Annotated in this window: 11 protein-coding genes; 6 read left to right on the forward strand and 5 right to left on the reverse strand. The window is 63.8% G+C overall.

Annotation, left to right across the window (positions count from 1 at the left end; genetic code table 11):
• Positions 1 to 44: 44 nt before the first annotated feature.
• Positions 45 to 2,615 carry an HWE histidine kinase domain-containing protein gene (locus NCHOL11_RS11310; protein WP_097092390.1) on the reverse strand — a complete coding sequence of 857 codons (2,571 nt, stop codon included), beginning with the start codon at positions 2,613 to 2,615 and terminating at the stop codon, positions 45 to 47.
• Positions 2,608 to 3,090, reverse strand: a complete 483-nt coding sequence (locus NCHOL11_RS11315; protein ID WP_097092391.1) for a biliverdin-producing heme oxygenase — start codon at positions 3,088 to 3,090, stop codon at positions 2,608 to 2,610. Before NCHOL11_RS11315 ends, NCHOL11_RS11310 begins: the two co-directional genes overlap by 8 nt.
• A 297-nt stretch (positions 3,091 to 3,387) precedes the next feature.
• Between NCHOL11_RS11315 and NCHOL11_RS11320 the strand changes: the two genes are divergently transcribed.
• The 3 genes from NCHOL11_RS11320 (at position 3,388) to NCHOL11_RS11330 (ending at position 5,690) form a co-directional block, all read left to right on the forward strand.
• Entirely contained in the window at positions 3,388 to 4,254 is an 867-nt protein-coding gene (locus NCHOL11_RS11320) for an RcnB family protein (protein ID WP_255254776.1), read from the forward strand.
• Between the two features lie 97 nt (positions 4,255 to 4,351).
• On the forward strand, positions 4,352 to 5,029 hold the full coding sequence (locus NCHOL11_RS11325) for a 2OG-Fe(II) oxygenase (protein ID WP_097092392.1): 678 nt from the start codon (positions 4,352 to 4,354) through the stop codon (positions 5,027 to 5,029).
• A 187-nt stretch (positions 5,030 to 5,216) separates the two neighbouring features.
• Positions 5,217 to 5,690, forward strand: coding sequence for an RcnB family protein (locus tag NCHOL11_RS11330; protein ID WP_097092393.1), 474 nt, complete (start codon positions 5,217 to 5,219; stop codon positions 5,688 to 5,690).
• 256 nt (positions 5,691 to 5,946) lie between these two features.
• Here the strand turns inward: NCHOL11_RS11330 and NCHOL11_RS11335 are convergent, their stop codons facing one another.
• Positions 5,947 to 7,524 (reverse strand): lysine--tRNA ligase, encoded by a 1,578-nt coding sequence (locus tag NCHOL11_RS11335; RefSeq protein WP_097092906.1) that lies wholly within the window; start codon positions 7,522 to 7,524, stop codon positions 5,947 to 5,949.
• Between the two features lie 152 nt (positions 7,525 to 7,676).
• Between NCHOL11_RS11335 and NCHOL11_RS11340 the strand changes: the two genes are divergently transcribed.
• From NCHOL11_RS11340 to NCHOL11_RS11350, 3 genes are read left to right on the forward strand one after another with little or no spacing between them, the layout of a single operon-like run.
• The gene (locus tag NCHOL11_RS11340) at positions 7,677 to 8,054 is read left to right on the forward strand and encodes a PilZ domain-containing protein (RefSeq protein WP_097092394.1); all 378 of its coding nucleotides are present in this window, start codon (positions 7,677 to 7,679) and stop codon (positions 8,052 to 8,054) included.
• Positions 8,055 to 8,106: 52 nt separating this feature from the next.
• Positions 8,107 to 10,857 (forward strand): ATP-dependent DNA helicase, encoded by a 2,751-nt coding sequence (locus tag NCHOL11_RS11345; RefSeq protein WP_097092395.1) that lies wholly within the window; start codon positions 8,107 to 8,109, stop codon positions 10,855 to 10,857.
• Positions 10,854 to 11,396: a SixA phosphatase family protein gene (locus NCHOL11_RS11350; RefSeq protein ID WP_097092396.1), complete on the forward strand. Its 543-nt coding sequence runs from the start codon at positions 10,854 to 10,856 to the stop codon at positions 11,394 to 11,396. The genes NCHOL11_RS11345 and NCHOL11_RS11350 overlap by 4 nt, the downstream gene beginning before the upstream one ends.
• A gap of 180 nt (positions 11,397 to 11,576) precedes the next feature.
• Here the strand turns inward: NCHOL11_RS11350 and NCHOL11_RS11355 are convergent, their stop codons facing one another.
• Both NCHOL11_RS11355 and ihfA read right to left on the reverse strand, forming a co-directional pair.
• Positions 11,577 to 11,939: a MerR family transcriptional regulator gene (locus NCHOL11_RS11355; protein ID WP_097092397.1), complete on the reverse strand. Its 363-nt coding sequence runs from the start codon at positions 11,937 to 11,939 to the stop codon at positions 11,577 to 11,579.
• Positions 11,940 to 12,009: 70 nt separating this feature from the next.
• On the reverse strand, positions 12,010 to 12,306 hold the full coding sequence (gene ihfA / locus NCHOL11_RS11360; RefSeq protein ID WP_097092398.1) for an integration host factor subunit alpha: 297 nt from the start codon (positions 12,304 to 12,306) through the stop codon (positions 12,010 to 12,012).
• Positions 12,307 to 12,393: the final 87 nt, after the last annotated feature.

Below are 12,393 nucleotides of genomic sequence, written 5' to 3' on the forward strand. Positions count from 1 at the left end.
CGCCATGCAAGCATGGGGATTGAAACAGTGCGTTTCGCCCTACCTCAGGCGTTTTCCGCACCGATCATCGGAGCAATAGCCTGCGCCAGCGTGGCGCCGGAATAAGGCTTCTTGAGCAAGGTGAGCTGGCCAAAGCGATCGGGCAGGTCCAGCCCGTCGCCATAACCGGTGGCGAACAGAAAACTGATGCCATTTTCCGCGAGCAGATCGGCGACCGGCAGGCTCGTTTCGTTGCCGAGGTTGAAATCGAGCACCGCGAAATCGACACGATGCGAGGCTAACGCCTCGCGGGCGCGCCCGACGCTGGCGGCGGTGATCACCTCGGCACCCAAATCCCGCAGCGCATCTTCGCCGTCCATGGCGATGATCATATTATCTTCGACCAGCAGGACATTGCGGCCCTTCAGCAACCCGGGCGTCGGAGCATGCAGCGGCTTCGTCTTTTCGCTGCCGGTAACGTCAGGCAATATCGACACGACATGGGTCGAAGGAATGCAGAAATGCGCCTCCAGCCCAGCCAAGCGGTAGGCGATCTCGGCCTTCCCATCCAGGTCGTAGGGGATGGACCGTTCGATGACGGTCGAACCGAAGCCACGGCGGGTCGGCGCAACGACCGCCGGGCCGCCGCTTTCATTCCAGTCGATCAGCAGGCTGCCATCGGCATCGACGTGCCAGTCGATGCTGACCGTGCCACCATCCGACAATGCGCCATATTTCGCGGCGTTGGTCAGCATTTCGTGGATGACCAGCGCCAGGACGGTAAAGGCCGAAGGCGTCAGCAGGACATTGGGGCCCGTCTGCCTGACCCGGTCACGCTTCTCACCGAGATAAGCCCCGGCCTCGACATCGATCAGGTCCTGCAACCGCGCCGGTGCCCAGCGGTCGGCCGTGATCTGGTCATGCGCACGAGCCAGCGCGTGGACCCGGCTTTCCAACTTGTCGATGAACTCGTCCACCGACCGCGCATTGTCACGCGTCTGCGACAGCAGCCCTCGGATGAGCGACAGGATATTGCGCACCCGGTGGTTCAGTTCGGCGATCAGCAGTTCCTGCTTCTCATGCGCCTTTTGCCTTTCTTCATTGGCGGAGTCGGACAGGCGCAGCACCACTTCCAGCAAAGCCGTCCGCAGCGCCTCGGCAACCCGCAGTTCGGCCGGGGTGAAAGGCACGGAGGTGCCCTTCACCAGTTGCGACCATTCCTCGAAACTCTTGCGCGGTGAGAGACGCGGCCCGTTGGGGCCATATTCGATATGCTTTTCCTGATTGCCCGCCCAGCGCACGGAACGCATCTGTTCGGCACGGAACAACACGACATAGTCGCGCGGCCGCCGTGACAGCGGGATTGCCAGCAGGCCAGCGGCGCGATCGGCATAGGCCGCCGCCTCGGGCATGATCCCGCTGAGGCAATCGGTGGCGAAGACCTGGCTTGCCGCTGCGCGATTGAGCATCGACACGATGGCCGTGAAAGCGGACCGGTCGGGCGTCAGCCCGGCAAGCGTCATCTCCCCATCTATATACACGCCCACGCCGTCTGCGGGCACGGTGTCGAAGATGACGTCGCCGAGCCAACGGGCGTTGGACAGCAGATCATGATCCTGCGCCACGGCGGACATCAGGCGATCGGCCACTTGCCGCGCCTTGCCCTCATATTCCGCAGTTTCGGCCCGCTCCCGGCTTTCCAGCATCATGGAGAAGATCTGCCCGAACAACTCCGCCGCGCTGCGTTGGGCAAAGGTGGGGAGGCGCGGCCCATAATGGTGGCAGGCGAACAAGCCCCACAGGCGTCCCTCGACGATGATCGAGATGGAGAGCGAGGCGCCAACGCCCATATTGCCGAGATATTCGATATGGATCGGCGACACCGCGCGCAGCAGGCTGAGCGACATGTCGAGCGCGGCGCCGGACGGATCGAGCGTCGGGATGACAGGAACGGGCGCCGCTTTCACGTCCGCGATAACCCGGAAGATATTGCGCAGATAAAGCGCCCGGGCCTGGGTCGGGATGTCCGAGGCGGGATAGTGCAGCCCGAAAAAGCTGTCGATGCCTGATCGCAACGCTTCGGCCACGACCTCGCCATCTCCACCGTCGGCGAAGCGATAGACCATGACCCGGTCAAAGCCCGTAAGCGCCCTCACCTGTCGCGCGCCATCACGCAGGAAGGCCGCCATGCTGTCCGTCTGGGCCAGCCGCGAAACCATGGAGCGTACCATGCTGGTGGCCTCCATCTCATCCGCGAAGGCGGGCTCCGCCTCTATGACGACCAGCGAGCCGGAAAAATGCACCGCAATGTCGAACGGCTTGATGCCATCGATCAGGACCAGCGAAAATATCCGCTCGACCGCGTCGGGACCACGCAGCAACGTGATGCGGTTGCGTAACGAATGTATGGCGTCGGCGCTGAAAATATCGTTGATCGGCTTACCGAGCATCTGCTCAGGCGCGAGGCCGATGAACTTTTCACAATTTGCCGAAACGCGTGAGACAAGCCAGTCGGCCGTTACCGCGATCAGAAAGCCGAAAGGCTGTATGGTGCCGGGCACATGAATGGGTTCGCGATCGCAATTGTTGATGTCGACCGCGAAGCTCGCGTCATCCGCGTCCGTGCGCTCAGCCATTGTTCAGGCGCTCCGCCGCGGCGCCCGCGGCAAAGAGCGCGAAGGCAGTCTCTGCGCCCTGCACCGCACTGTCGATCCATTCCTGCCCGCCGCCATCGGCCGCCGCGTCCAGCGCCTGCTGAAATGCGATCCAGCTGCCGTTGCGGTGCCCGGCCTTCAGATAAGCGCGCGGCAGTCCGGGAGCCACCTGCCGCTCCAGCATGGCACCACCCAGGCGCGAACCTTCGAGGGCATAGAGAGCGCCCCAGCGAAAGGCTTCACTTACACCTGCTTCAGCAGCGAGCGGTTCGGGCAGCGCTTCGCCCAGGACCGCAAGATCCTCGACAAGCTGGGGCAAGCGTGGCGAATCCGGTTGAGCCAGCTTTTCGAGCGGCATGAGGGCACGGGCATGCGCCTTCAGGAAAGCGGCATATTCAGCCGGTGAACCAAGCGAGAAGTCTGAATAAATTTCGTCCACGCGCTGGTGATTCGCCATGGTGGCATCACGGAGGGCCTGTCGGACACGGCCGGCACTGGACGTTCTCTTCACTCGTCGTTCCTAAAAGCTGTTAACAAGCCGCGCACTGATCTAGATCAGCTTTTAAGGCCAACGACAGCAGTTGATCTATTTTCTAGCTGCATAACGGATTTTTGCCCGCCTGGCTCCATTATCCATCTTCATGATAGAAGATTCTTTCTGATCGCTGACGAACAAGTTCAGCCTCGCGACATGGCGGGGGACATAAAAGGGCAACATGCGGGGCATGGCGCCCCTTTTGGAAAGTCAAAGATCATGTTGAGGAAGATGATGCTGGCGGGCCTGATGACCGCCACGGTGCTGGGCGGCGTTGCTCCGGCATATGCCCAACGCTGGCAGGATGGCGGCCGCGATCGCGGCGGCGAACAATCGGGCCGCGCCGATGGCCGGGCATCCCGGGATGGCGGGCAATATGGCCAGCGCGGGGACGGCGGCATGCGCGGCGACCGGGCGGCAACGCAGCGCTGGCAGGACCGTGGCGGCGATCGGGCCAATGATCGTGTTCGCGCTCAAGCCGTTCCGCAGCAGACCGATCGCCAATGGAGGGGCAGCGGCGACGTCCGCACCGATGCGGCCCGCGATGCATGGCGCAACGATGCCCGCATCAGGGAAAGATCTGTCGGCGAGCGTCCGCAATGGCGGGATGATCGGCGCGGGGACCGGCCCGACTGGCGCGACAATCGCGTCGAGCGGCGCCCCGACTGGAACGGCTACCGGCCGAGCGGAAGGCTCGACAGCGGCAACAACTGGCGCGGCACCCTGGCCGGCCCGCGTCGCTTCGACGATCGCACCCGCTGGAGCAGCCAGCGGCGCTGGGACAATGGCTGGCGGCAGGACCGCCGCTATGACTGGCGCGGCTACCGGGCGCGTTATGGCGACCGCTATCGCATCGGCCGCTATTATGCCCCGCGCGGTTGGGATTATGGCTACAGCCGCGTGTCGGTGGGCATATTCCTGAACAGCCTGCTGTTCGCGAACAATTATTGGATCGATGATCCATGGTCGTACCGCCTGCCCCCCGCTTATGGGACGCTGCGCTGGATCCGCTATTATGACGATGCCCTGCTCGTCGATATTCGGGACGGCTATGTCGTGGACGTGATCCCGGAATTCTTCTGGTAAGCTGGAGATCGTCCGGCGGACATCATCTGGGCCCGGCGCCAGGCGCGCCGGGCCGTTTTCATTTGCACCCGCTCATCAGCGGCGGCAGGAAGCAGGCATGACGGACATGATCGATGATGGCGGCACCGCCTCCACCATAAGGGCGAAGATCGGCGACACCGTGCGGGCGAAGCTGGACCGCAATCCCATGGTCAGCCGGATCGATGCGCCCGATCTGGAGATTTACGGGCGGCACGGCTTTCTGAGCGCCGAGGAGTGCGAGGCCCTGCGCACGCTGATCGATGCGGATGCGCAGCCTTCGACCCTCTTCTCCGGCAGCGCGAACGCGGATTACCGCACCAGCCACAGCTGCAATCTGAGCCCGTATGATCCGCTCGTCAAAAGCATCAGCGACCGGATCTGCGCACTGACCGGACTGCCGCCCGAAAATGGCGAAACCCTGCAGGGTCAGCGCTATGCAACGGGCCAGGAATATAAGGCGCATTGCGACTATTTCCCGGTCACCGCCAGCTACTGGCCCGCAATGATGAAGACAGGGGGACAGCGCAGTTGGACGGCGATGATCTATCTTTCCCCCGTCGCGGCTGGCGGAGAGACGCATTTTCCCCATTGCGAATTCATGGTGCCGCCGGTGGAAGGCATAATCCTCATCTGGAACAACATGAAGGCTGACGGCGCTCCCAACCCGATGAGCCTGCACGCCGCGCGGCCCGTCGAAAGCGGCATCAAATATGTCGTCACCAAATGGTTTCGCGAGCGCCGCTGGACGGCCTGAAGCCGAAGCCGCGGTTCATAGCGGTGATACAAGTTGCGACATAAATGTCTGATTCCTGACTACCTCATTCCCTGAAGGTTCAGCGGACGGGGCGCATAAGCAGCCTGTTGGTGGCGGAACCGGTCATCGGGGAAAGAAGTTTGATCCCTCACCGGTTCAGGGCCGCCAAGCTGATGGGAGAAGATATATGCGTAAGTTGATCATCCTCGGCCTTATCGCAGCGACCGCAATGCCAGGCGCCGTCATGGCCCAGTCGCGCGGCGAGGTACGCGACAGTGCGCGGGAACTGCGTCAGGAACAGCGCGAGCTGCGTGATGCACGCCGCTACGGCTCACGCCACGACGTGCGCGAACAACGCCGCGATGTCCGCGACGCGCGACAGGAATTGCGCGAAGATTGGCGCGACTATCGCCGTTCGCACCGCGACGTCTATCGCGGCGGCAACTGGCGCGCGCCGTTCCGCTACAATCGCTGGGAAGTCGGATCGCAGCTGCGCCCGAGCTACTATAATTCCCGCTACTATATCAGCGACCCCTATCGTTATCGCCTGTCGCGGCCGGGCAACCCCAATCTTCGCTGGGTAAGGCACTATAATGACGTGCTGCTGGTCAATGTCCGCAGCGGCCGCGTGATGGAGGTCCATCGGGGCTTCTTCTGGTAATCGGCAGTATCACGCATGACGAGCGGCTCCGGGCGAAAGTCCGGAGCCGTTTTCATGTGAGCGACGAGCGTCCAGAGACGAAGATAGGCCAGGACGCGCAGCGCCTACACAGGTCAGCCAAATTGTGGAAAAGCCCCTTGGCCGCGCCGCCCGTCTCCGAGCGGGCGCGGCCGATGACGCGCGCAGGGCACGCCATCAGTCCGAAAGGGGGTGGACCAGAATAGGAACGCTCACCTGCTGTTAATGTTCCCGTAGGTCAGCTCAGCGCTTCGGCGATCAGGCGACGGCTGTTGCCGATGCCATAGAGCGCAATGAAGCTTCCCATCCGTGGCCCCTGATCAGCACCCAGCAATGTCTGGTACAGCGCCTTGAACCAGTCGCGCAGTTCGGCAAAGCCGAAGGCTTCGTCCTTGCCGATGGCATAGACGATATTCTGGATGTCCTCCGCCGTCGCGCCATCACCCAAAGCCGCCAGTTCTTCGTCCAGCCTGCGCAGGGCGGCCGCTTCATTGGCTTCGGGAGCGCGGCGCTTCAGCGTCGGCGCGACGAAATCGCGATGATAGGCCAGCGCATGCCCGATCAGCGCATCCAGTTCAGGGTAGGTCTCCGCACTGGCGCCGGGAACATAATTTTGCAGATATCCCCACACCTGCTCGCGGCTGGCATCCCCCATCACGCCGACCAGATTGAGCAGCAGCCCGAAGGTCACGGGCAGCTTTCCTTGCGGCAGCTTGCCGTCATGGATGTGGTGCACCGGATTGCCGAGTTGCTGCTCTACCGGCTGGTTGGGATAATTACCGCGGAACTGCCAATATTCGTCCACCGCGCGCGGGATCACGCCCATGTGAAGCTGCTTGGCCTTCTTCGGTTCGCGATAGGCGTAAAAGGCCAGGCTTTCCTGCGGCCCGTAGGTCAGCCATTGTTCGAGGCTGAGGCCATTGCCCTTGGACTTGGAGATTTTCTCTCCCTTTTCATCCAGGAACATTTCGTAGTTGAAGCCCTCGGGCGGACGAGCGCCGAGCGCGCGGCAGATCCGCGAGGACTGTGTGACGGAATCGATCAGATCCTTGCCCGCCATTTCATAGTCGACGCCCAGCGCGACCCAGCGCATCGCCCAATCGACCTTCCATTGCAGCTTCGCGCCGCCAGAGAGGATCGACTGTTCGACGATCTCGCCCTCATCCTCGAAGCGGACGAGGCCGGCGTCGGCATCCAGCACCTCGACCGGCACCTGAAGAACGATGCCGCTCTTGGCGGAAATCGGCAGCACGGGCGAATAGGTCGCCTGCCGTTCCTTGCGCAGGGTCGGCAACATGATGTCCATGATGTTCTGATAATGACGCAGGACATTCCTGAGCGCATCGTCGAACGCACCGGACGTGTAGCGATCCGTGGCCGAGACGAACTCATAGTCGAAGCCGAAGCGGTCGAGAAAGTCGCGCAACATCGCATTATTATGGTGCGCAAAGCTTTCGAACTTTTCGAACGGGTCGGGCACCTGCGTCAGCGGCTTGCCGAGATGTTCGGCCAGCATCGCCTGGTTCGGCACATTGTCCGGCACCTTGCGCAGCCCGTCCATATCGTCGCTGAACGCGATCAGGCGCGTGGGTATGTCCGACAGCGCATGATAGGCGTTGCGGACCATCGTCGTGCGCAACACTTCGTTGAAGGTCCCGATATGCGGCAAGCCCGACGGGCCATAGCCGGTTTCGAACAGGATATGGCCTTTTTCAGGCGCGCCATTCTGGTAGCGCTTCAGCAGCTTGCGCGCTTCTTCATAGGGCCAGGCCTTGGACGCCTGAGCGGCGGTGCGGACGATATCGGACACAGTCATGATGCAGATGCCCCTAGCCTTGGCAGCCGCGAAATGGAACGGCTTTCCGCGATCCCTGTTTGCCGCCCGCGCTTCGACGACGGCAGTCATGTTTAACCTTGATTAACTATGATGCGGCATATTCCCCCGATCGAAGGGGGATTACAGGCACCATGCATATCGCGCGCAGTCGCCAACGCATAATGGTCGACATCGACATCGTCGTGACAACGGTGCTCGACAGCCTGGAGGGCAGCATCGTCGACCTGAGCGAAGGCGGCGCCTTGATCCGTGGATGCAGCTTGGCGGCTCGCAGCCAATGCCAGATCGGCTTTGAAGGGCAGATCGTCTTCGCCACGGTGCAGTGGTCCGAACCCGATCGCATGGGCGTCCGCTTCCCCTATGAGCTGGTGGACGGCCCGCTGTTCGACATGCTGGAGATGGCGCGGACCCGCCTGCGATCGCCGCTCGCACATAAGCGTGGCGAAGGCGCATTCATGGTCCGTCCCTTCCTCTCGCAACCAAATGGATTTGGCCGCCGCGCAAGCTGAATCGCGCCTTTTTCCGGTTTCCCTTTTGTTCCCGCTCGCCTAAGCGACGGGAGTGATCGACGCGACTGCCCTGCCCGCCCTTCATGCCAGCCATGGTGGGATCTGGCTGCGCGAGGGCGGAAACACGCAGGCGGTCGCCAAGGGAGCGGCCATCGCCTGCGCTGCCGAAACCCCGACCTTGCTGCTCAACGCACCGCTCACCGGCCAAAGGCTCGGCTATCCCGAACTCAATGGCCTCGACCTGCTGGAGCTGTGGGCTTTCGTTCATCCGGCCCGCTTCCTCGTGCCAACGCCCAAGGGTCTGGCCGAATCGCTTGGTCTGGAGCGGCCGGGCAGCGAAGCGGACATTCCGCAACTGCTGCAAGCCGCGACCGCAGCGCTGCTCGACATTCTCGGCTCGCCGGCATGGGCTGAGCGCGATGGCGGCTGGACCTCCGCCCAGACGCTTCTCCGTCTCCGCTGGCCGTGGGCGCCGCTGGTCACGCCCCGGATAAACCGGCCGCCCGAAGCGGAACGCTGGCTATTCTCCCGCTTGCCCGAATGGGAGGAAACACCCCCGCGTCCAGCGCCGCGCACCATCTCGCTGGATGAAGACGCGGTACTGGCGCGGCTGGCCCATCTGACCGGCAGTGCGGCGGAAGCCCGGCCCGGCCAGCGCGCCTATGCCGCAGCCGCCGTGGAAAGCTTCCGCCCGCGCCAGCATCGGGATCAACCCAACATGCTGCTGGCGGAGGCGGGCACCGGTATCGGCAAGACATTGGGTTATCTCGCCCCGGCGTCGCTCTGGGCATCGGAGGCGCAGGGCACAGTATGGATATCGACCTATACCAAGGCGCTCCAACGGCAGCTTGACCGGGAAAGCCTGCGCCTTTTCCCCGATCCGGCGACGGCGGCGCGCCGCGTGGTGGTGCGCAAGGGGCGGGAAAATTATCTCTGCCTGCTGAACCTGGAAGATGCGCTCCAAGGCGGTTTTTCCGGCCGGGCGGCGATCCTTGCCCAACTCGTCGCGCGCTGGGCGGCGTTCAGCAAGGATGGCGACATGGTCGGGGGCGACCTGCCGGGCTGGCTGCCCACGCTGTTCCGCCGCAACGGATCGACGGCGCTGACCGACCGCCGGGGCGAATGCATCTACGCAGGCTGCCCGCACTACCGCAAATGCTTCATCGAACGGTCAGCCCGCGCTTCGGCGGACGCGGACATCGTCATCGCCAATCATGCGCTCGTCATGATCAACGCGGCGCGTGGGCGAGAAACCGGTCAGCGGCCCCAGCGCATCATCTTCGACGAAGGCCATCATCTTTTCGACGCGGCCGATTCTACCTTTTCCGTCGCTCTGTCAGGGCAGGAAGCGATCGAGTTGCGCCGCTGGGTCATGGGTCCGGAAGGCAATTCGCGGGGCCGCAGGCGCGGCCTTGCCGCCCGCCTGTCGGACCTCGCCAGCTATGATGCGGAAGGCGGCGAGGCGATCCGCGCGGCGGCGGATGCGGCGCGCGCCCTGCCCGCCGACGAGTGGCTGAAGCGGATCGTCGCTGGCGAGCCTTTCGGGCCGTTGGAACAGTTGCTCGCCGCAGTGCGCGGCACCGTCTATGCCCGCGCGGCCGACGTGGGGGAGGCGGATGCAGGCTATGGCCTGGAAACCGAAGTTGCCGAGCCCGATGGCCCGCTGGTGGAAGCGGCTCAGGAAGCCGCGCTTGCGCTCGACGCTTTGCTGCGGCCGCTGAACCGGCTGGGCAAGCGGATGGAAGCAGTCATCGAGGATGCGCCCGATTGGCTGGACGGCGCGGCCCGGGCACGGATCGAAGGCGCGATCGCCTCGCTTGGCTGGCGGCGCGACCTGATCGCTGCATGGCTGGCGCTGCTCGCCCGGATCGGCGGCCCGGCTGACGCGGATTTCGTCGACTGGATGACGGTCGACCGGATCGAAGGGCGGGAATATGACATCGGCATCCATCGCCACTGGCTGGACCCGACCCGCCCCCTTGCCGAAGCCGTGCTGAAACCGGCGCAAGGCGTGCTGGTCACATCGGCAACGCTGAAGGGCGGCGGCGATTGGGACAATGCGGAAAGCCGCAGCGGGGCCAGCCATCTTCCACGCGGCGCGCAGCGGTTCGAGGCGGCCAGCCCGTTCGACTATCCCGGCCGGGCCGAAGTGCTGATCGTTACCGATATCAAGCGCGGGGACATTGCCGCCTTGTCGGGCGCCTATGGGCGGCTGATCGAGGCGGCGGGCGGCGGCACGCTGGGCCTGTTCACCGCGATACGGCGTCTGCGCGCGGTCCATGCGCGCATCGCCGACCGCCTCGCGCGGGCAGGCCTGCCACTCTACGCCCAGCATGTCGATCCGATGGACACCGGCACGCTGATCGACATCTTCCGCGATGATCCGCGCGCATCGCTGCTCGGCACCGACGCCTTGCGCGACGGGGTCGATGTGCCCGGTCACTCGCTGCGGCTCGTCGTGATGGAGGGGGTTCCCTGGTCGAAGCCGACGGTGCTCCACGCCGCCCGCCGTCTCGCCGGAGGTGGCGCGGCCTATGACGACCGGCTGATTCGCGCGCGTCTGGCCCAGGCCTTTGGCCGCCTCATCCGCCGCGCCGAGGATCGCGGCAGCTTCGTCATATTGTCCGCCGCCATGCCCAGCCGGTTGCTAAGCGCCTTTCCGCCAGGCACCCCCATTCGCCGCGTTACCCTGGATGAAGCGATCATTGCGGTGAGCGCCCATTCCCGCGCTGGCCATGGCCACGGCATGTCGCTAGGGCAGCAGGAAGACGAATCCGGCACCCACGACCTGGAGCAAAGATGAAGCGGTTGACCCTGTTGCGCCACGCCAAGTCCGACTGGGACGATCCGGTAGAGCGGGATTTCGACCGGCCGCTCAATCGGCGCGGGGAAAGGGCGGCGCTGCTGATCGGTCAGTTTGCGCGCAGCCGGAAGATGCAGTTCGACCATCTTGCCGCGTCCCCCGCCGTCCGGGTGGTGCTGACGCTCGACACCTTTCTGGAAGGCTATGGCCAGCCGCTCGATCCCCATTGGGATCGGCGCATCTACCTGGCGTCCGTCGCGACATTGCTCGACGTGTTGCGCGATCTGCCCGACACAGCCACCAGCGTCATCCTTGCGGGCCACAATCCGGGGTTGGAGGAACTGATCCTTGAACTGGTGCCGGACGATGGCGCCAGCCCGCTCCGCGACGATGTCGAAGTCAAGTTCCCCACGGCCAGCCTTGCGGTGCTGGACCTGGAGATCGACACTTGGGCTGACGTTGCGCCAAATGCGGCGACGCTGGTGAGCTTCACCCGGCCCCGTGATCTGGACCCCGCGCTCGGCCCGGAATCGCGTTAAGATTAACTGTTCTGATGCGACCCAAGGCCTCTGCTAGGGCGGAATGTGTTCCCTCTGAACACTCGACCCGTTCGGGCTGAGCTTGTCGAAGCTCTCTTCTTCAGTAAGGAGTAAAGGCCCTTCCAGAGGCTCAGGGCGGACGGTTCGGGAGATAGCGCCTTTTTAAAGCACAAGCTCCTCTTAGTCTCCAATGGCCTTTGCCAAGGCTGCGCGAATTGCCAGCAGCCGATCCAGCACATCCGCCCCCTGCTCCCCCTTGGTGAGGACAGCAGCAACCGGAGCAGCGACGGGACTTGGCGAAGCCAGCCCATCGGCCAGCGCCTTCTGCGCGCCCCGCACGGTAAAGCCTTCCACATTCAACAGTTGGTTGATGCGCCGGACAAGTGCGACATCGGCGGGCCGGTAATAGCGGCGATTACCCGAGCGCTGGAGCGGACGCAGTTGGGGGAAGCGGGTTTCCCAATAGCGCAAGATATGCTGCGGCAGCCCCAGTTCCCCGGACAGCTCACTGATTGTCAGGAATGCACCTTCTGCCTTTTCCATAGGCCGATGTTGCACCTATCGCGGCGCAAAGGTCAACCGTGGGAAAAGCGTGTCGGCCCCGCCGCCTGCGTCAGGATGCAGCGACGCGGTCGCGCATGGTCTGGCTGGCGCGGAAAGTCAGCACGCGGCGTGGCTCGATCGGCACCTCGACCCCGGTTTTCGGGTTGCGCCCCATCCGCTCGGTCTTGTCGCGCAGGACGAAGGTGCCAAAGCTCGATATCTTCACATTTTCGCCGCGTTCGAGCGCGGACGTCATATGCTCCAATATGGACTCGATAAGCGCCGCCGCTTCGGATCGGGAGAGGCCGATGTGCCGGTTGACGCTTTCCGCCAGATCCGCGCGTGTCAGGGTGCCATTGCCAGTCATCGAAAGTCCCCACCTTCATCCGCCGGTCAAATGCCGACGCCAATGGTAAATCCTGCGATAACATAAGCGATTCGGCAAGATGGTCAG

Origin of the sequence: Novosphingobium sp. Chol11, from assembly GCF_900218065.1 — a bacterium.
Lineage (GTDB): Bacteria > Pseudomonadota > Alphaproteobacteria > Sphingomonadales > Sphingomonadaceae > Sphingobium > Sphingobium agri.